Genomic DNA, 18,491 nt, shown 5'->3' with positions numbered 1-18,491 from the left:
GCCGCCCCGGCTGCCGGACGGGATCCGGCCAAGTGCCGGAGGCAAAAGCCAGGAACAGCGGATCGGGCTCCGCGCACTCGGCCGGAAGACGTGCGCCGCCTCCCGTGCCCGTCTTCCTGCCGTCTTCCGTGCCGCCTCCTCTGTCTACCCCGCGCCTCTCAGCGGAACTCGTGGACGAGCTGGATCTCTCCCACGATGTGGGCGTTGAAGTCATCGAGTTCTTCGGCGGGCACCCACAGTTCGAGGATCGTCCGTCCGCCGGCCTGCTGGACGGGATACCGGCCCAGGAAATCCGACTCGACCTCGAATCGCGTGACGAAGCCGACGCCGTCGTGCTTCACGTTCCAGTCCCGAGCGATCCTGATCGCGTAGTCCTCGTTGAGGACCGGGTAGAAGATCGGCTGCTCGGGGAGGCGGGGCGGCCAGGCGCGCCAGTTGAGTTCCCGGACGAGTTCCAGCTCCTTCGGGCCGACCGGGCGCCAAAGGGTCGTCGTCGCGTGCCGGCTGGTCATGGGAGCTGCTCTCCGAGCGTAGGAAGCCACTGAAACGGCTGGTCGGAAGACCGAACGATAGCGGCCCTGCCCGCCGGACGGCCACGCGGTTTCCCGTCCCCGGCTGCCTGCCGATGATGACGTTCGCCCACCTTGTTCCCGAGCGGGAGGCGTGGAATGACGAGCGGTCACAATAGGAAGAGCAGGTGGACGGCGATCAGTACGTCCACGACCCCGCACCACTCGGCGAACGAACGGGCGACGACCTTGTCGAGCTTGAGATGGACGAAGTCCCAGACGCCGTGGAAGAACCAGCCTGCCGCCACGAGGTAGCGGCCGAGGTCCGGATCGACCGCGAGTCCGACCAGCGCGAGCGCACCGAACACGAACGCTCCCGCCGCCTGGACCCCGAAGGTCGCCCGTCCGTGCGGCGTTCCGCGTACGGCACCCCAGACCAGGACCGCCAGCGCGATGGCCACGAGCGCGACGGGCTGCGAGACCACGTCCTGCGCCCGCAGTGCGACCATGGCGGCCACACCGGCGCCGAGCACGGGCCAGGTCACGCGGGGTTTCCCGATCTGATGGATGATCACGTACAGCAGCGGCAGCAGAGGCAGGGCGTCCCCGAACGCGCCCACGGTGTCGGCGAGTTCGCCCGAACCGTCGGCCGTCGTAAGGATCACGAGTGCGACGGCCAGAACTGTCGGCCAGCGTCGCCTGAGCATCTCGACGGGGCGCCGCCCGTTCGAAGCCGGGCGGCCGGACGCCGTGCCGGATGCCATACCGGACGCCGTGCCGGATGCCGGAGCGTATGCGGGGGCGTCGACGGTCGCTTGCGGAACCGCGGTGATGTGCGTGGCAGTCATGGCAACTCCAGGTCATGAGGCGGTAGTTGTGGGAGCGGGGGATAGCGGGATAGCGGGGGATTCGGTCAGCAGCCGTACTCGCTCCGGCGGCGGAGCATGACCAGGAACATCAGCGGGAGCATCACGAGGTGTTCCAGAGCGATCATCGAGTCGCCGGCGATGACGCCGAGCCAGAGCAGCGGGAACAGCGCGAGCGCGGGCACGAACATCGCACCGCACATCTCCAGCGTGCTCGCCCAGCCGTGGCCGCGCCTGCGCATCCAGACGGCCATGCCCACCGACATGTCGAACGCCATCTCCAGGGAGGTCAGTTCGGGATGCCGGCTCGCGGAGAGCTCGGTTCCGGCGAGTGCCAGCACGCCGCGTGTCACCGTGCCGAGGACCAGCATCCCGACGACCATCGCGACCACCATCTCCAGGTAGTGGCGAGCGAAGCGCCGCTTGCCACCGTGCCGCTCGGCCGGCGTCCGTCCGGAGTCGACCGGTGCGGCGCCCTGGGTGTGCTGCGTCTGCTGCCGCATGGGCTGGGTCTGCATGACGGGCTCTCCTTCTGCACGGCCTGAACCGGCTGTACGGGTTCTCTCCTACCGGGTGGGTAGTGTGCGGTGGCTCCAGACTGCTTCGGGGCGAGGACCGCGCGTAGTGCCGAACCCCCATGCGGGCGCGTGGAGTTGTCACGTCCGCGGATGACATCTGTCATGTCGGGACCGGCCGCACGGCCCCATGGCAGCGACCACGCCCGATCGGCCGGCTTCGGGGACAATGGCCGGATGGGGGACGGGGCGAACGACCGTGGTGCGGGGCTGACGAGCTTCCGCCGCCATACGTGGCTGACCGTGCCCGGCATGGCCGCGTGCGTGCTGGTCCTCTTCGTCGGGGAGTGGATCCTCGACGAGGACGTCGAGCTGTGGGCCCGGGGCCCGGCCGCCGTCGCCCTGGTCGTCGCGGTGGTGGCGAGCGTGGTGCTGCTCGGCCGGCGGCTCGCGCTGTTGCCGGTGGCCGGGACGCGCCCCGGCAGGCCGCCCATGGGGTGGCTGATCGCCGCGTGCGCGGCCGGTGCCGTGCTCGCGGTGTGTCCGCTGGCCGTGCGGAACTACGGGTTGTGGGCGGTCGCGCCCGCCATGGTGGTGGCGATCGTCGCGACCTACCTCGCACCGGGCAGCAGAAGGCCGCTCATCGCCTGCGCCGTCGTCCTCGCGTCACTGCCCGGCGGTGTCGTCAGCCTGGTCGCCGGGGACGGGGAGCTGCTGTACGCCGCACTGTTCCCGCCGGGGCTGGTCGCGTTCACCGTCTGGGTGATGCTCGGGCCCCTGTGGGCCTGGGACACCGCGCGCCGACTGGACGAGGCACGGCGGCTGGAGGCGGAGGTCGCGGTCAAGGACGAGCGCCTGCGGTTTGCCGCCGACCTGCACGACATCCAGGGCCATCATCTCCAAGTGATCGCGCTGAAGAGCGAGTTGGCGGCACGGCTCGTCGAGGTGGACCCCGGTCGCGCCGCCGCGGAGATGAAGGAGGTGCGGCGGCTGGCAGCCGACGCCCTGGGCGACACCCGGGCAGTGGTGCAGGGCTACCGCCGCACGAGCCTGGACGACGAGATCACCAACGCGACCCGGGTGCTGGCCGCGGCCGAGATCGACGCCCGGATGACCGTCGAGCCCGCCACGGCCGTCACCGAACTCGCCGAGCCGGCCCGCCATCTGCTGGGCCTCGTGATGCGGGAGACCACCACCAACGTGCTCCGGCACAGCAGCGCACGGCACGCCGAGGTCGACTGCCGCGTCACCGGCGGCCTGGCCCGACTGCGGGTGAGCAACGACGGCGCCGACGGGCACCCGCCGGCCACCAACGGCACCGGACTCGGCACGCTCAAGGAGCGACTGCAAGCGGCGGGCGGCGAGTTGACCTGGAACCGCGACGGCGACCGCTTCGTGGTCGAGGCCGCGCTGCCGGTAGAGCCGACAACGTCGACGAAGCCGAAGCAGAAGCCCGAGCAGCAGCCGAAGCAGAAGCCCAAGCAGAAGTCGAAGCCGAAGCCGACGAACGCCGGGAACGGAGCGGCACGTTGATCCGACTGCTGATCGCCGACGACGAGGACCTCCTCAGAGGCGCGCTGGCCGCACTGCTCGGCCTGGAGCAGGACCTCGTCGTGGTCGCCGAGGCGTCCACGTCCACCGAAGCGGTACGGCTGGCACGCGAGCACCGCCCCGACATCGCGGTCCTCGATCTGGAGATGCCGCCCACCGACGGGCTGCGCGCCGCCGAGGAGATCCGGGCCGAACTCCCCACCCAGATCGTCCTGGTCACCCGGCACGCCCGCCCCGCCGTGCTGCGCCGCGCGCTGGCCGCCGGCATCAGGGGCTTCGTACCCAAGACCACCGCCGCGACCAGACTGGCCGAGATCATCCGCGATGTCGCCGCCGGCCGCCGCTATGTGGACCCCGACATCGCCGCCTCCGCCCTGACCGAGGACGACTGCCCCCTCACCGACCGCGAACTGGAGGTCCTGCGCGCCGCCCGCACCGGAGCGTCGGTCGTCGAGATCGCCGCGGCCGTCCATCTGGCCCCGGGCACGGTCCGCAACTACCTCTCCGCAGCCATGTCCAAGCTGGGAGCGTCCACGCGCCACGCCGCCGCGCATTACGCGTGGGAACAGGGCTGGATCTGACGCCCGGCGACTTCACGGCGCACAGGATCCGCCGGTCACCGCCGCACAGGATCCGCCGGTCACCGCCGCACTCTCGAACGCCCCGAAGCCTCCACCAAGGACACGGTGAACGGATGCGCCGGCGCTGTGAGAACGTCCTCGGCCGGACCCTGCTCAACCACCTTCCCGGCATCCAACACCGCGATCCTGGAGGCGAGTCGGGCGGTGTCCAGGTCGTGTGTGATCAGTACGAGGGACAGGTCGCCGCGGTCTCGCAGCAGCCCCGCGAGCAGGTCGAGGATGCCCCGGCGGGTGACCGTGTCGAGCCCGGAGGTGATCTCGTCGCACACCAGAACCCGAGGCCGGGCAAGCAGGGCCCGGGCCAGCGCCGCCCGTTGAAGCTCGCCACCGGAGAGCCGGGCAGGTGAGCGGGCCGCCAACTCGTTAGCCAGACCAAGGCTGTTGAGCACCTTCGACGCTTCGGCCAGCGCCTCCCGAGGGGGGACCCCACGCAACCGAACCGCCGTACGGGCCACCTGGTCGAGCACCGGCCGATGCTCGTCGAAGGAGGCACGTGCGTCCTGGAACACGTACTGCACAGCCGCCAGTTGACCGCGAGTACGGTCGCGCAGACTCGGCGGCAGCGCGACCCCGTCGAGCAGCACCTCACCTTCGTACCTTCGATGGAGTCCGGCCACGCACCGGGCGAGGGTCGTCTTTCCGCTGCCCGAGCGGCCGAGAACGGCGAGGCACTCGCCGGATCGGAGGGCGAGTTCCGGCGTATGCAGTACCTCGACATCGCGGTGCCGGGCCAGGAGATCGCGGACGTGCAGGACTGTAAGCGAATCCGACCTCGCCGGTGTATCACCCCTCAACGTCGGCTGCTCCGCGAGGAGTTCACGCGTCCACGGATGCGAGGGCGCGAGCCACACCCGTTCCGTCGGCCCTGACTCCACGACCCGGCCGTCCCGCATGACGAGTACCTCGTCGGCGAGCGCGCGTACGGTCTCAAGGTCGTGGCTGAGAAGGACGACGCCGATACCCCGCGCGGCCACGGCCGCCAGCTCGTCGACCACGCGTCGCTTCGTCAGAGCGTCCTGCCCGGTGGTGGGCTCGTCCGCGACGACGACCCGCGCACCGAGGAGCAGAGCCTGAGCGAGGACGACGCGCTGCTGCTGCCCGCCCGAGAGCTGATGCGGAAAGCGCCTCAACAGCCGCGATCCATCCGGCAGTTGTGCCATCTCCAAGGCGTTCAGGACCTGCTCCCGCGCCGCTGCCCGGCGGGCACGGCGAGGCAGTTCACGCACGCGGCACCGCGCGATGTCGTACAGCAGCGCACCCACCCGCCGCGCGGGATTGAGCACCGCCGCCGGATGCTGCGGAACGTATCCCACCAGGACCTCGTCCGCCCGTACGGAGCCGGTCACCCGTACGGAGCCGGTCACGCGCGCGCCCGCCGGGAACTCGCCGAGCAGCGCACGCCCTGTAGTCGTCTTCCCGCTGCCGGAAGCACCCACCAGCGCGGTCACCCTCCCCGGCAGAACCCGCAGGCTCACCCCGTCGACGATCCGTCGCCCCCCGACCTCGACGGTCAGCTCCTCGATCTCCGCCACCGCGGTCGACTCGCTCACGGACGCGGCTCCTTCACCAGATCACGTACACCGATGTCACGACGAACACCGTCTCGTTGAGTCCCCAGCAGCGCGTCGAACAGCAGATTGCACCCCATCGTCAGCGTCACGATCAGCAGTGCCGGGACCACCACGGCCCACGGCTGCACGAACAGGCCCGTACGGTTGCGGTCCACCATCACCGCCCAGTCGGCCGCGTCCGGGGCCACTCCGATGCCCAGGAACGCGGCCGTGGCCACCAGATAGAGGACACCTGTCAGCCGTACGCCCGCGTCGGCGGCGAGCGGTCGCAGGATCGACCGGCCGACATGGCCGACGGCGATGCGCCACCACGACTCGCCCTGCATCCGCAGCGCCTCCACCGCCGGACGCGAGGCCACATCGGCCGCCGCGGCGCGCACGATACGTGCCGCGTCCGGGATGTTGACGAGCGCCACCAGCAGGGCGAGACCCGCCGCCCCGGGTGAGAACACGGACGCGACCAGCAGGATCATCAGCAGCGACGGCACGGCGAGGAGCACGTCCAGCGGCCGCATCAGCACTTCCTCCAACCAGGTCCGATGGGTGAGTGCGCTGATCAGCCCGACCGGCAGCGCGACCAGATAGGCCAGCGTCGTCGCCGCGAGTGCCACGACCACCACGGGCCGGCCACCGAACAGCACCTGCCGCCACACGTCACGCCCCACGAAGTCCGTGCCGAGCCAGTGCCCGCCGCCGAGCGTGAACGAGACGGCCCGCGGCCCGGGTTCACCCGCCAACAGCGGCCCGAACAGGGCGAGTACCAGCGGTACACACACCAGGGCGGCCCCGAGCGCGAAGCGCCCCGACGGCAGCCACTTCGTCCGCCCCCTCACGCGGCCACCTCCGCCCGTGGCGCGAACCGGTGGGTGACCAGGTCGGCCCCCAGGTTCAACACCACGGTGATCACCCCGAAGACCACCGCGAGCCCCTGCACCACCGGCACATCCCGTTCGGCGACGGCGTTCATCAGTACGGTCCCCAGCCCGGGAATCACGAACAGCGCCTCCACCACGATCACCCCGCACAACAACCAGTCGACAGTGCGGGCGAGTTGCTGCGCCGCGGGTGCCATCGCGTTCGGCAAGGCGTGCGCGTACCGCACCCGGGCGCCCGGGATCCCGTACCGGCGGGCCTGCGCGACGTACGGCGAGGCGAGTGCGTCGATCATCCCGGCGCGCACCAGCCGGGACAGCGAGCAGACCGGCCGGGACAGCAGGACGAGCACCGGCAGCACGAGCGCGGCCGGATGCGCGAGCAGATCCGTGCCGTAGCCGACCGCCGTCGGCGGCAGCCAGTCGAGCCGCAGCGCGAACACCGTCACCAGCAGCACCCCGAACGCGAACTCCGGTACCGCGTACACCCCGAGCGTCACCGAACTGACCAGCCGGTCCACGAACCGCCCCTCGAACCGCGCGGCCAGCACCCCGAGCCCGACCCCGACCGGCACCAGCAACGCGACCGTGAGACCGGCGAGGAGCAGAGTGGGACCGAAGGCGCCGGAGATGTACGAGGAGACGGGCCGCCCGGACGTCAGAGAGTTGCCGAAGTCCGCGTGCAGCAGGCCCGTTGCCCAGTCGGCGAGCCGTTCGTACGCGGGCCGGTCAAGGTCCAGCGCCTCGCGGATGGCGGCGATCCGCGCCGGATCCGGCTGGTCCCCGGCGAGGGCCACCGCCGCGTCGCCCGGCAGCGCCTCGGTGAGAGCGAAGACCAGCACCACCACGGCCACGGTCTGCGCGCCACCGAGCAGCAGCCGCCGGGCGGCCCACGAGCCAAGTCCGCTCACGCCAGCCAGACCTTGTCGAACCGCGCCCAGTCGAGCGTGTTCGCGGGCGCCTTCCGCTCAACTCCCCTGACCGTACGGCCCGTTCCGATGATCCAGTCGGCGAACCCCCACACCAGGAAACCGCCCTCGGCGTACAGCCTGCGCTGCATCCGCCCGAACACGGCGGCGCGGTCCTTCTCGTCCTTCGTGGACTGCGCCTGCTGGTAGAGCGCGTCGAAGTCCTTGTGGTGCCACTTGGTGGCGTTGGTGGTGGAGTCGGTGAGCAGCCGCTGCGAGATGTGCGACTCGATGGGCATGGCCCCCGAGCGGTAGCAGCACAGGGTTCCGGAGTTGAGGATGTCCGCCCAGTACGAGTCCTTGCTGCCCATTTTCACCTCGACGGTGACACCGGCCTTGGCGGCCTGATCGCGGAAGATGCCAGCAGCCTCGGTGAATCCGGCCGCGACCGCCGAGGTGTCCAGCGTGACCCTGAGCTTCTCCGCGCCCGCCTTCTTGAGGAGGGAACGGGCCCGGTCGAGGTCCTGCTCGCGCTGCGGCAGGCCGTCCGCGTAGTACTCGTACCCCTTGCCGAACAGGTCGTTGCCGACCACGCCCGCCCCGGACAGCGCGCCGTCGATCAGCTCCTGGCGGTCGGCGATCAGGAAGAACGCCTCCCGGACCCGTTTGTCGTCGAAGGGCGGCCGGTCCGTCTTCATGGCGAAGGCCTGCATGGCGCTGTTCCGCAGCCGAACGATCTCGATCTGGCCCTTGCCCTCATGGGCGCGCGCGGTCGTCGGGTTGAGTTCATGGGCGTACTCGACCTGTCCGCCGAGCAGCGCGTTGACCCGCGCGGACTCCTCGTTGGCGACGACGAACTCCACCTCGTCGAGGTGCGGGGCGCCGTCCCAGTAGGCGTCGTTGCGCCGGAAGACCGCCGAGCGGCCCGGCGCGAACGACACGAAGCGGAACGGCCCGGAACCGACCGGCTTCTTGTCGAAGTCGGCGTCCGTCGTCCCGGCGGGCACGATGTATGCGCCGAACGCGGCCAGCACGTTGGGGAATTCGGCGGTCGGCCGCTTGAGGACGAACTCCACGGTCCGCTCGTCGATCGCCCGGCTCGCCTTGACGTCGATCGGTTCGAGGGAGGCCTTCGCGCGGAACGCCTTCTCGGGATCGGCGATACGGCGATAGCTGAACAGGACGTCCTCGGCGGTGACGGGCTTCCCGTCGTGGAAGTCCGCCTTGCGCAGGGTGACCTTCCAGCGGTCGAGGCCCGCGTTCGGCTCCCATCCGGAGGCCAGGCGCGGCAGGGCGGAGAGGTCGTCGCCGTAGTCGGCGAGCTTGTCGAAGAGCGCCTTGGCACGGGCCACGTCGGCGAACAGATTGGCCAGATGCGGATCGAGGGTCTCGCTCGCACCGCCGCCCGCGAACGCGGCCCGCAGCCGCCCGCCGCGCCGGGGCTTCCCGTCGTTGCCGCTCCCCGCGCCCGAGCCCGAGTCGTTGTCCGAACTGCCGCAGCCGACGAGGGCGAGGGCGCCCACCCCCGAGGCGGCGGCGAGGAAGCCTCTGCGACGGAGGCCGGGGTATTCCTGCATGACGATGTCCTTGCTCTGTGAGATGGATGAAGCGGTTGGGGCAGGGATGCGTCGTGCGGTCACGCGTCGAGCCGGGCCACCACGTGCAGCCGGTCGGCGTCGGCCGCTGTCCCGGGCAGGTCGCCCTCCTGCCACGGCGGTTCGGTACGCGGCCCCGGACCGTCGTGCAGCGCGAGCACAGTGAAGCCGTGAGACGTCAGGAAGTGGCGTAGCTCCAGCGGGAGGAGCAGCCGCCAGGCCGACCGCTGTTCGACGGGAGCCGAGTCGTCGTCGGCGGTCCACACACGGGTACGGCGCAGGAGTTGCGCGGTGCGGTCGACGTACAGCGTGGTCGTCGACCGGTACGAAGTCCCCTGCCAGGCAAAGGAGTTGACGTTCGGCGTGTTCAACAAGTCGTCGCGGCCCAGGAAGTAGGCCCCGTTGCGCATCTCGGCGACGAGCAGCCCGCCGGGTGCCAGGCTCCGGCGACAGGAGGTGAGGAAGCCGTCGAGGTCGTCGTTGGTGTGGCAGTACAGCAGCGAACTGTCCAGACACACCACGGCGTTGAAGACTCCGAGCGAGAAGTCCCGCAGATCGGCGCGCACGTACTGCGGGCCGGGGTGCCGGTCGCGGGCGTACGCCAGCATCGCCTCCGAGAGGTCGGCCCCGACGACCGTCCGCCCGGACGCGTGCAGTTGGGCCGCGTCCCGGCCGGTGCCGCAGCCCAGGTCGAGGACCCTCGGACCGGCCGCGTACCGCCGCAGACAGTCCTCGGCCCATCGCCCGGCCAGCCGCTCGGAATCGGGGAACCGGGCCTCGTACAGCTCCGGGTTGTCGGTCAGCAGATTCCCGCTCGTCATACCGTCGCCCCCACGGGCACGGGCCGCTCGGGCAGCGCCCTGAGGCGACGCAGCCAGGTGACGCCGGCGGCCGACACCAGACCGAAGACCAGGCAGCAGGCCCACGGCAGCCAGGAGGCTCCCCGCTGGTCACCGGTGTCCATGGTCCAGCCGACGACCGTGTTGCCCACGGCCGCCGCGATCCCGGACACCATGTAGAAGATCCCGAAGTACGTGCCGGTCAGCTCCGGTCGCCCGAAGCCGGGGATCAGCTCCATCACGAAGGGCTGGGCGACCATGACGCCGACGTAGAGGAACAGGACGCCGACGAGGACGGGCACGGCGTGCCACACCTCCGGCGAGGCACCCGACACCAGCATCGGCGGCAGGAAGGCGAGGCCCATGAGGGCGAGCCCGACCCCGATCGCCTGATGGCCGCGGTCCTTGAGAGCCCGCGTCAGCCGCATCTGCAGGGCGAGATTGGCGAGCGTGCCCACCAGGAAGACGAGCCCGGCCGCGCCGTCCCAGCCGGTGGCCCGTTGGGCGCCGTCGGGCAGCAGCAGATACAGCTGGTTCTCCAGGGTGAACATGCCGACCATGGCGAGCGAGAAGGCCAGGAACGCGCGGTTGCCCACCACCTCACGCCAGTCCGCGAGTACACCGCCTGTGCTCTTCGGCACCGCACGGGCCGGCAGCACCAGCGCCTGAGCCACGGTCAGCGCCGCGAAGATCCCGGCGGCCGTGAGCGCGGAGGCCCGGAAGTCGAACAGCAGCAGCACACTGCCGAGCAGCGGCCCGATCAGCGCGCCGGTGGTCGCGAAGACGTTGAACAGCGCGAACGCCTCGGCCTTGCGCTCACCGGCCTCCTGCGACAGATAGGCCCGCACGGCCGGGTTGAACAGTGCCCCCGCGAGCCCGCTCAGCACGGACGCGGCGAGCAGCACGGCGAGCCCGTCCCCGAGCGCGAACAGTGCGAAGCCGACCGTACGCACCGCGCACCCGGCGATGATCACGCCGCGCGCACCGAGCCGGTCCGCGGCCGATCCGCCGATGAGGAACAGCCCCTGCTGGCTGAGGTTGCGCACCCCGAGCACGATCCCGACGACGGCCGCCGACATGCCCAGGTCCTCGCCCAGATGCGTGGCCAGATAGGGGATGAGCAGATAGAAACCGGTGTTGACGCCGAGCTGGTTGACCAGGAGCAGCCGGATCGCGGGCGAGAAGCCACGTATCTCATGCAGCGTCTTCACGTCCCACCCGCCTCTCCCGTACTCCGAGCCCGGGCAGAGCACTGGCCCGTACGACGCCGTCGGCGCCCCCGATGCCGGTCCACGGGTCGTCGGCGAGCAGCAGATGTCCGTCGAGGTCGGCCCAGCGGGCACGGTCGGCGAGATGCACGGCGGGCGCCAGGCCGAGGGTGCTGGCGGTGAGACAGCCGAGCATCAGCTCGGTGCCGCTGCCCGCGATCAACTCGGCGATCCGCAGGGCCGCGTACGGACCGCCGCACTTGGCGAGCTTGACGTTCACGCCGTGCACGCGGCCCGCGAGACGGCGTACGTCCTCGTACGTGACGGCGTCCTCGTCGGCGATCAGGGGCAGCGGTGAGCGCTCGGCCAGCCGCGCCAGCGCCTCCGGGTCACCGGGGGCGAGGGGCTGTTCGACGGCCTCTACGCCCAACTCGGCGTAACGGGGGAGCAGTTGCAGGGCCTGGGCGGACGTCCAGGCGCCGTTGGGGTCGAGGAGCAGCCGGACCCGGGGCGCGGCCGCGGCTATGGCTCGTATGCGGTCGAGGTCGTCCTCGGGGTCCGGAGTGCCCGCCTTGACCTTGATGAGGGTGAAGCCGCTGTCCGCGAGCGAGCGGGCCTGCACGGCGGCGCGCTCGGCGGGGACGATCCCGATGGTGCGGGCGGTCCGGGCACTCGGAGTGCTCGGACCACTCGAAACACTCGGCCCGCTCGGACCACTCGGAGCGGTCCGGGCGTTCTTCGCGTCGAGCAGCCGGTGCACGGGGACACCGGACCGCTTGCCGCACAGGTCGAGCAGCGCCGCCTCGACGGCGGCGGTCACCGCCGGCGGCCGGTCGCCCGCGGGCCGCTCGCGCAGCGCGCTCTCGGGGTCGCCGAAACGGCCCAGATCCAGACCGGCCTCGTACAACTGCCGTTGCAGCTCTGCGGTGTTGAGACCGTAGTAGACGCTGGTGACGGCCTCGCCGTGGCCGGTCATGCCCTCGTGCTCGACCGTCAGCCAGACGGCGTCGCGGGCGGTCATCGTCGAACGGGATATGCGCAGCGGCTCGGCGAGTTCGAGCCGCACGGTGCGCAGGGTGGCCTTCACGGGCTCCCTTCCAAGGAGGTGTGCAGGGGGTCGGTGACCGTGGCGCAGCGGACCCAGCCGGTGGCCTCGACGGCACGCGGATGCGGGATCTCGACGGGCCGGGTGGCGGCACCGGCCGGGTCGAGGCCGTGCGCGGCCGTGAAGTCGTCGTCGTAGACCGTGCCGAGATAGCGGTGCGGCCCGTCGGGAAAGACGGTCGCGACCACGGCCCCGGGATGGACACGGGCGGCCCATGCCGAGACGAGCGCGACCGCTCCGGTACTCCAGCCGCCGCTGACGAAGCTGCCGCGAGCGAGGCGCCGACAGGCGTCCGCCGACTCTGCCGGGCCGACCCAGTGCACCTCGTCGAAGGCCTCGTACGCCACATTGCGCGGATGGATGCTGCTCCCGAGACCGCGCATCAGGCGGGGCCTGGCGGGCTGGCCGAAGATCGTGGAGCCGGTGGCGTCCACACCGATCAGGCGCAGCCCCGGCCAGTGCCTGCGCAACGGCCCCACCACGCCGGCACTGTGACCGCCCGTGCCGACACTGCACACCAGGACGTCCAAGTGGTCCAGCTGGGTGGCGAGTTCGGCGGCGAGCGAGGCGTACCCGGCGATGTTGTCGGGGTTGTTGTACTGGTCGGGCCAGTACGCGTCCGGCAGCACCGCGAGCAGCTCCCGCAGCCGGGCCAGCCGCGCCGCCTGCCAACCGCCCACGGCCGCCGGACGGTCGACGAGTTCCAGACGGACCCCGTACGTGCGCAGCAACTGCCGCATGGACGGCTCCAGTTCGGTGTCGCCGACCAGCACGATGGGATGGCCCAGTGCCTGCCCGGCGAACGCGAGACCGATGCCCAGCGTCCCCGAGGTGGACTCCACCACCGGTGCGCCGGGCCGGAGTTCACCCCGCTCGCGGGCGCCGAGCAGCATGGACACGGCGGCCCGCGCCTTCATGCCACCGGCGCCGAGCCCTTCGAGCTTGGCCCAGAAACCGGGCTGGGGGCACGGCAGATCGGTGGTCACCCGGGCCAGCGGGGTGCGGCCGAGGAGCGCGAGGAGATCGGGGTTTGCGGTGAGGGGGTGCAGCGCGGCCGTCGTCACAGCGCGGCCTCCGTAGAGCCGTCGCGATGTCCGGACGGGCGACCGGACTCGTAGCCGCGTCCATGCCCATGCACGTGTCCGTGTCCGTAGCGGTGGATGACGCCGGGACCGCCGTCGAGCCAGAAGAACGGGTACGGCTCCGCGCACACCGCACTCACTCCGGCGCCGAGGAAACGCGGCAGGACGGCACTTCCCGTCTGCGCGAACATCACCAACTGCTTGCCGGTGCGCAGGGAATGCTTCCGCAACGGCTCGAAGGACCCGTTGCCGAGCGTCATACCGGACGCCAACACGGCATCACAGCGGTCGAGTTCGGCCAGCGCGTCCGACACGATCGGCTCGCCCCACTCCGTCCGGCCACCCTTGAGATCGCACGGTATGTACGGGATCCCACGTGAACGAAGCGCCTCCAGAAGGGAGTTGACGACCCCGACGACGAGCACGGTCTGCCCAGGCAGGACGTCCAGCAGCTCGACGACCGCCTTCGCCCGCTCGCGGGACTTCTCCAGGGAGCTCCCGGCGGGCAGCGGCCGGGGGAGTGCCCCGTTCTCCGGCGTGTGCGGAGTGACATGCATCAGATACGCGTCCAGCGCGGCCACCCTGACCGGCGCCAGCGGATGCTTGAGTAGCCGTGCCACGTCCGCGCCGACACAGTCGTCCACCGCGCCTTCGGACAAGGCCCCCGGTTCGACCGCACACGAGCCGACGGCCCGGTCGAGGCGCAGACTGAGCACCTCGTTGCGGTATCCGCCGCGGCGCCCGTCATGACGTACCACCTGGCTGGTGGTGAACGCGACGGAGATGTGCAGGGTGTGGGGGTCGGGGCCGAGCCGGCCGGCCAGGGCACGGCTCATCAGGTCGTCGTACGAGGCCGGGGCCGTGGTGCCGGACAGAGCCGGCGCCGTGGTGTCGGACGGAGCCGGGGCCAAGGTGTCGGCCGGACCCGGAGCCGAGGTGTCGGCCGGAGCCGGGGCCGAGGTGTCGAACGGGGCCTGGGCCGTGGTGCCGTCCGAGGCTGAGGGCGTGGCGCCGAGCGGGGCTGAGGGCGTGGCGTCGGAGGGGGCCTGGGCCGTGGTGCCGTCCGAGGCTGAGAACGTGGCGTCGAGCGGGGCTGAGGGTGTGATGTCCGACGCGGCCGGGGCTGCCCTCTCCTGGACGGCGGGAGCCGCTGCCCCCGCGCCGACGACCGTCCCGCTCATCGGGCGCTCACCCACGGCTTCAGCCCGGACAGCAGCGACTCGACACGGGCCCGTGCCCCGAGCCCCTCCGCGTCACCCGCCATCACATGACCGAGGTACTCGTTGTTGCTCCCCGCGGCCTTGACCACCCGCCCCGGCTCGGCGAGCTGGACCTCCAACACGCCCTGAGAACCGCGTACTTGGTCGGATCCGTCGATCGACTCCAGCGTCCCCGCCGTGTCGGGCACCAGGAAGCCGACGGCGGCGCTGCGCAGCCCGGTCTCGCTCCGGCGCAGGTCGGGGGCGCGGCCGAGAGCGACCTCCACGCAGGCCGCGGCCAGGTCGACTCCGGTGACGTGCCTGATCAGCTCGGTGATGCGGTTTCCGGCCGGGCGGGGGTTGACCTCGACGAGGCGCGGACCGGCGACGGTGAGCTTGATCTCGGTGTGGGCGACCACGGAGTCGAGGCCGAGTGCCTTGATCGCCTGCACCGCGGTGTCCTGGGCGGCCTCCGTGTCGGCAGGGGCGAGCGCGGCCGGGAACATGTGGCCCGTCTCGATGAACGCGGGCGTTCCGCCGACGCTCTTGTCGGTCACGCCCACCACATGGGTCGTGCCGTCGAACGACACGGTCTCCACGCTGACCTCGGGCCCGTCCAGGAGTTCTTCGAGCAGGAGGACGGGCGCCCGGACCTGGCCGCGGGCGTTCACCGGGAAGCCCGCGATCGCCCGACAGGCGTCCGCCAGCTCGCGCTCGTCGTCCACGCGCCGCACATACATGCCCGCGCACAGGTCGACCGGCTTGACCACCAGCGGAAAGCCGAGCTCCCGCGCGGCTTCCTCCGCCTCTGCCCGGTCGGCGCAGACGGCGAAGCGCGGGCCTGGGACGCCGGCCTCGCCGAGAACGCGGCGGGTCGTGTCCTTGCGGCAGGCGTTCTCCACCGACTCCGGCGTGGGACCGGGGAGCCCCAGCCGGGCGGCGATCCGGGCCACGGTCGGCAGGTAGTAGTCGCAGGACGTGACCACCCCGTCGAAGCCGAGAGCCCCGTGCAGCCGCTCGGTCTCCGGCAGCAGGGTGTCGACGTCGTTCGTGTCGGCGGTCAGTACATTTCGGGCCGCGAGCAGGGGGTGGGCCGTGCCCTCCGGGGCGGAGCGCAGGTAGTGGTGCAGATCGCGGGTGAGGAACGTGAACTCGTGCCCGCCCTCCCGGATCGCCCGTGGCAGCAGTCTGCTCATAGACCCGACCCAGCTCTCGACCACCAACAGATGAGCCACAACTCCCCTTTCGTGCATGCCGGTTGAGGTTCCGGGCACGCCAGGGGCGCCCCATGGCGGGGCGCGGACGGCGTGACCGACGCACACGTTATCGACAATCATTTTCATTGTCATCTGATTGCCTGCCCTTGTTGCCGACGCGGCAAAAATCCGGTGGACAGGGCCGGACGGGCGGACCTAGCCTCGCCCGGTCCGAGTGATGAGTGACGAGTGATGGTGTGTCTACCGAATGAGGTGCGGGAGATGACGGTTCAGACGAGCGCGGCCGCGTACGACGGGCTGCGTACTCCAGCCACCACGACCTCCTCGGACCGAAGGAATCCCAGAAGTGGATCTTCCACGTAGCTTCACCATCCGCGAGAGCGGACACCGCATTCACAACCCGTTCACCAGCGAGAAGCTGGCCACCCTCGGCAGGGCCCTCGGCCTGGCACCCGGGACGAGCGTGCTCGACCTCGCCTGCGGCAGCGGCGAGATGCTGTGCACCTGGGCACGCGACCACCAGGTGACCGGCACCGGAGTGGACATCAGCACCGAGTTCCTCGCCGCGGCGCATGCCCGCGCGACGGAGCTCGGGGTCACCGACCGCGTCGCCTTCCGGCACGGGGACGCGACCGGCCATGTCGCCGACGAGCCCGTCGGCGTCGCGGCATGCCTCGGCGCCACCTGGATCGGCGACGGGGCGGCCGGCACGGTCGAACTGCTCCGCCGGAGCCTCGCCCCCGGCGGGATCATGCTGATCGGCGAGCCGTACTGGCGCCGGGAGCCCCGGGACCAGGCCACCGTCAAGGGCTGCTACGCCACCACGAAGGACGACTACCGCCCGCTCCCCGAGCTGCTCGAACTCTTCGGCCGGCTCGGCTGCGACGTGGTGGAGATGGTCCTCGCCGACCAGGACAGCTGGGACCGGTACGTGGCCGCGCAGTGGCTCAACACCCGGCGCTGGCTCGACGCGCATCCCGACGACGAGATGGCGGACGAGATGCGCGAGGACCTCACCACCGGACCTGTACGTCACGTGCGCTATCAGCGTGAGTACCTGGGCTGGGGTGTGTTCGCGCTGATGAACCGCTGACGGGTGCCGGGTCGGCTCCGCCGGTACGACGTACTGGCGGAGCCACCTGGTTGTCGGCTGTAGCTGTCGGTTGCCGACTGCCGGCTGCCGGCTTCAAAAGGGGGCCGGTCCCGTCGAGAAACCGACCTCGCGCGGAGGTCGCCCGCGCCCAGGGCGATCAACTCGGCGGGCCGCTGTTGAACTTCCGGGCGGGGGTACCCGTATCACTCCTCAGTACCGCCCGGAGGGAGAGCAGGTTGTCGACACCGTCCGACCCACAACTGCCACCGAACCGTTCGGCGCTGGAACCTACCCACGTCATGCGCCGCCGCCGGTCCGGAGCCCTGTCGGAGCTGGTGCGGCAGGTCCAGGAGAGGGAACGCGACCCGGACGACGGGTACGAATTCGTGGCGGTCCCGGTAGCGGACACCGCCGCACTGCCTCGTACGGCGGAGGACGACACCCAGGAACTGCCGCCGTACATCGCCGACTTCGCCAGCGAGGACCACTACCAGGGCGGCACAGGCGGCCGCAAGGTCGCCCGGACGTCGGCGCACGGACATACGTCCTTGTTCCGCCGCACGGCGATCGCCATCGCCGCGGTGGCCGCCGCCCTGGCGGGATTCAGCGCGGCTCTCGTGCTCACCTGGGACCGCGACGCCACCGACGACAAGGCACAGGCACCGCCCCCGGCCGCGTCGTCGGCCCCGACACCGTCCCAGCCCGCCGCCGCCCCCGACCCCGACGGAGCCGGCACCCTCCGCGAGGGCGACAGCGGCCCGGAGGTGAGCGACCTCCAGGAACGACTGCTCCGCATCCCCAACGTGTACGAGGGCGGCACGGCCTCCGGCCGCTACGACGCCACACTCACCGAGGCGGTGGCCCGCTTCCAGCTCTGGTACGGCATCCGGGGCGACGAATCAGGCGTCTACGGCAACGACACCCGCAACGATCTCGAATCCCGCACGGCCTCCTAGAACGGCGGCGCCGCGCCTCCAACTCCTTGTCCTGGCAGGTCAGATCCAGCCCTCCAGCGACTTCATGAAGCCGTCGAAGTCGTCGCGGTGGATGGTGTGGCCCGCGCCGGGGACCGTGCGGACCTCGAAGTGGCTCTTTCGTAGGTGGGCGGCGTCCTCGGGGCCGATGAGGAAGCTCGGGTCGGCGAGTTGGACCAGTGAGGGGACCACCGGCTGGGCGGGCAGGAAGCCGAGCAGGGGGCGGTCGCCGAGGAAGTGGGCGGTGTCGGGATCCCAGTCCGCGAGGGTGGCGAGTTCGATGTCGATGTCGGCCTCGTCCCAGCGGGGGTTGAGCCGGGCGATGTGCTCGCGCGTCGCGTTCCTGCCCTCGACGAACGCGGCCGCGTCGACCCGCCGGTCGGGCGCGGAGGTCGCCCAGACCGGGTCGCAGTACACCGCCCGGCACGGCCGCAGCCGGTCGACGGCCAGCGAGAGCGCGAGTCCGCCCAGGGAATGCCCGATGGCCACGTCGGCGCGCCCGGTCAGCGTGTCCACGAGGTCGCGGGCGAAGAGCGCGGGGCTGTACTCGCCGCGAGGCGACGCACCGTGCCCGCGCAGATCCACCGCGACCACCCGGTACCCGCGCTCGGCCAGCGCCGGTCCGACCCGCCGCCAGGTGCGGGAGTCGGACATGATGCCGTGAACGAGCACGGCGCTCTTGTCGCCGGATCCCCACGTACGGGTGTTGAGCTGCACGTTGATGCCCTTCTCGGTCCGAGGTCCCA

The 18,491-nt window shown here is 71.3% G+C and carries 18 protein-coding genes; 4 read left to right on the top strand and 14 right to left on the bottom strand.

All coding sequences use genetic code 11. The features are described 5' to 3' along the window. Nucleotides 1–158: 158 nt before the first annotated feature. The 3 genes from ACFWXQ_RS01615 to ACFWXQ_RS01605 all read right to left on the bottom strand — a co-directional run bounded on the left by ACFWXQ_RS01615 (nucleotide 159) and on the right by ACFWXQ_RS01605 (nucleotide 1,893). Nucleotides 159–512 (bottom strand): hypothetical protein, encoded by a 354-nt coding sequence (locus ACFWXQ_RS01615; protein ID WP_383946866.1) that lies wholly within the window; start codon nucleotides 510–512, stop codon nucleotides 159–161. Between the two features lie 167 nt (nucleotides 513–679). After that, nucleotides 680–1,357: a hypothetical protein gene (locus tag ACFWXQ_RS01610; protein WP_383946864.1), complete on the bottom strand. Its 678-nt coding sequence runs from the start codon at nucleotides 1,355–1,357 to the stop codon at nucleotides 680–682. A 65-nt stretch (nucleotides 1,358–1,422) separates the two neighbouring features. Then, nucleotides 1,423–1,893: a hypothetical protein gene (locus tag ACFWXQ_RS01605; protein ID WP_383946861.1), complete on the bottom strand. Its 471-nt coding sequence runs from the start codon at nucleotides 1,891–1,893 to the stop codon at nucleotides 1,423–1,425. Between the two features lie 234 nt (nucleotides 1,894–2,127). Here ACFWXQ_RS01605 and ACFWXQ_RS01600 point away from each other — a divergent pair, with 234 nt between their 5' ends. Further along, complete coding sequence (locus ACFWXQ_RS01600) at nucleotides 2,128–3,423, top strand: sensor histidine kinase (protein WP_383946858.1); 1,296 nt, start codon at nucleotides 2,128–2,130, stop codon at nucleotides 3,421–3,423. Next, complete coding sequence (locus tag ACFWXQ_RS01595) at nucleotides 3,420–4,022, top strand: DNA-binding response regulator (protein ID WP_383946855.1); 603 nt, start codon at nucleotides 3,420–3,422, stop codon at nucleotides 4,020–4,022. The genes ACFWXQ_RS01600 and ACFWXQ_RS01595 overlap by 4 nt, the downstream gene beginning before the upstream one ends. 59 nt (nucleotides 4,023–4,081) lie before the next feature. On the opposite strand, the gene ACFWXQ_RS01590 is transcribed toward ACFWXQ_RS01595, so the two are convergent. The 10 genes from ACFWXQ_RS01590 to ACFWXQ_RS01545 all read right to left on the bottom strand — a co-directional run bounded on the left by ACFWXQ_RS01590 (nucleotide 4,082) and on the right by ACFWXQ_RS01545 (nucleotide 15,696). After that, the gene (locus tag ACFWXQ_RS01590) at nucleotides 4,082–5,632 is read right to left on the bottom strand and encodes an ABC transporter ATP-binding protein (protein WP_383946853.1); all 1,551 of its coding nucleotides are present in this window, start codon (nucleotides 5,630–5,632) and stop codon (nucleotides 4,082–4,084) included. Then, nucleotides 5,629–6,486, bottom strand: a complete 858-nt coding sequence (locus tag ACFWXQ_RS01585; protein ID WP_383946850.1) for an ABC transporter permease — start codon at nucleotides 6,484–6,486, stop codon at nucleotides 5,629–5,631. The genes ACFWXQ_RS01590 and ACFWXQ_RS01585 overlap by 4 nt, the downstream gene beginning before the upstream one ends. Then, complete coding sequence (locus tag ACFWXQ_RS01580) at nucleotides 6,483–7,436, bottom strand: ABC transporter permease (RefSeq protein ID WP_383946847.1); 954 nt, start codon at nucleotides 7,434–7,436, stop codon at nucleotides 6,483–6,485. Before ACFWXQ_RS01580 ends, ACFWXQ_RS01585 begins: the two co-directional genes overlap by 4 nt. Further along, complete coding sequence (locus ACFWXQ_RS01575; RefSeq protein WP_383946844.1) at nucleotides 7,433–9,010, bottom strand: ABC transporter substrate-binding protein; 1,578 nt, start codon at nucleotides 9,008–9,010, stop codon at nucleotides 7,433–7,435. The genes ACFWXQ_RS01580 and ACFWXQ_RS01575 overlap by 4 nt, the downstream gene beginning before the upstream one ends. Before the next feature lie 59 nt (nucleotides 9,011–9,069). Next, the gene (locus ACFWXQ_RS01570) at nucleotides 9,070–9,849 is read right to left on the bottom strand and encodes a class I SAM-dependent DNA methyltransferase (RefSeq protein ID WP_383946841.1); all 780 of its coding nucleotides are present in this window, start codon (nucleotides 9,847–9,849) and stop codon (nucleotides 9,070–9,072) included. Further along, nucleotides 9,846–11,078: an MFS transporter gene (locus ACFWXQ_RS01565; protein WP_383946838.1), complete on the bottom strand. Its 1,233-nt coding sequence runs from the start codon at nucleotides 11,076–11,078 to the stop codon at nucleotides 9,846–9,848. The genes ACFWXQ_RS01570 and ACFWXQ_RS01565 overlap by 4 nt, the downstream gene beginning before the upstream one ends. Next, nucleotides 11,062–12,162 carry a mandelate racemase/muconate lactonizing enzyme family protein gene (locus ACFWXQ_RS01560; protein ID WP_383946920.1) on the bottom strand — a complete coding sequence of 367 codons (1,101 nt, stop codon included), beginning with the start codon at nucleotides 12,160–12,162 and terminating at the stop codon, nucleotides 11,062–11,064. The genes ACFWXQ_RS01565 and ACFWXQ_RS01560 overlap by 17 nt, the downstream gene beginning before the upstream one ends. Then, a complete protein-coding gene (locus ACFWXQ_RS01555) occupies nucleotides 12,159–13,244 on the bottom strand; it encodes a PLP-dependent cysteine synthase family protein (protein ID WP_386267279.1) in 1,086 nt (361 codons plus the stop codon). Before ACFWXQ_RS01555 ends, ACFWXQ_RS01560 begins: the two co-directional genes overlap by 4 nt. Beyond that, nucleotides 13,241–14,098, bottom strand: coding sequence for a Rossmann-like domain-containing protein (locus ACFWXQ_RS01550; protein ID WP_383956074.1), 858 nt, complete (start codon nucleotides 14,096–14,098; stop codon nucleotides 13,241–13,243). Before ACFWXQ_RS01550 ends, ACFWXQ_RS01555 begins: the two co-directional genes overlap by 4 nt. 341 nt (nucleotides 14,099–14,439) lie before the next feature. Beyond that, nucleotides 14,440–15,696: an ATP-grasp domain-containing protein gene (locus tag ACFWXQ_RS01545; RefSeq protein ID WP_383956065.1), complete on the bottom strand. Its 1,257-nt coding sequence runs from the start codon at nucleotides 15,694–15,696 to the stop codon at nucleotides 14,440–14,442. 328 nt (nucleotides 15,697–16,024) lie between these two features. Here ACFWXQ_RS01545 and ACFWXQ_RS01540 point away from each other — a divergent pair, with 328 nt between their 5' ends. Next, the gene (locus tag ACFWXQ_RS01540; RefSeq protein ID WP_383956069.1) at nucleotides 16,025–16,771 is read left to right on the top strand and encodes a methyltransferase domain-containing protein; all 747 of its coding nucleotides are present in this window, start codon (nucleotides 16,025–16,027) and stop codon (nucleotides 16,769–16,771) included. A 236-nt stretch (nucleotides 16,772–17,007) separates the two neighbouring features. Next, nucleotides 17,008–17,727, top strand: a complete 720-nt coding sequence (locus ACFWXQ_RS01535; protein WP_383956072.1) for a peptidoglycan-binding protein — start codon at nucleotides 17,008–17,010, stop codon at nucleotides 17,725–17,727. Between the two features lie 39 nt (nucleotides 17,728–17,766). Here the strand turns inward: ACFWXQ_RS01535 and ACFWXQ_RS01530 are convergent, their stop codons facing one another. After that, nucleotides 17,767–18,462, bottom strand: coding sequence for an alpha/beta fold hydrolase (locus tag ACFWXQ_RS01530; RefSeq protein ID WP_386267276.1), 696 nt, complete (start codon nucleotides 18,460–18,462; stop codon nucleotides 17,767–17,769). Nucleotides 18,463–18,491: the final 29 nt, after the last annotated feature.

This window comes from Streptomyces sp. NPDC058697 (assembly GCF_042715345.1).
GTDB lineage: Bacteria > Actinomycetota > Actinomycetes > Streptomycetales > Streptomycetaceae > Streptomyces > Streptomyces liliifuscus.
The sequence above is the reverse complement of the archived record's forward strand: the minus strand, read 5'-3'. Positions and strand labels throughout refer to the sequence as shown.

Excerpts from the sequence above, each read along its gene's own strand:
- ACFWXQ_RS01615 (WP_383946866.1), bottom strand. The coding sequence starts at position 512 with ATGACCAGCCGGCACGCGACGACGACCCTTTGGCGCCCGGTCGGCCCG.
- ACFWXQ_RS01610 (WP_383946864.1), bottom strand. The coding sequence starts at position 1,357 with ATGACTGCCACGCACATCACCGCGGTTCCGCAAGCGACCGTCGACGCC.
- ACFWXQ_RS01605 (WP_383946861.1), bottom strand. The coding sequence starts at position 1,893 with ATGCAGACCCAGCCCATGCGGCAGCAGACGCAGCACACCCAGGGCGCC.
- ACFWXQ_RS01600 (WP_383946858.1), top strand. The coding sequence starts at position 2,128 with ATGGGGGACGGGGCGAACGACCGTGGTGCGGGGCTGACGAGCTTCCGC.
- ACFWXQ_RS01575 (WP_383946844.1), bottom strand. The coding sequence starts at position 9,010 with ATGCAGGAATACCCCGGCCTCCGTCGCAGAGGCTTCCTCGCCGCCGCC.
- ACFWXQ_RS01570 (WP_383946841.1), bottom strand. The coding sequence starts at position 9,849 with ATGACGAGCGGGAATCTGCTGACCGACAACCCGGAGCTGTACGAGGCC.
- ACFWXQ_RS01550 (WP_383956074.1), bottom strand. The coding sequence starts at position 14,098 with ATGAGCCGTGCCCTGGCCGGCCGGCTCGGCCCCGACCCCCACACCCTG.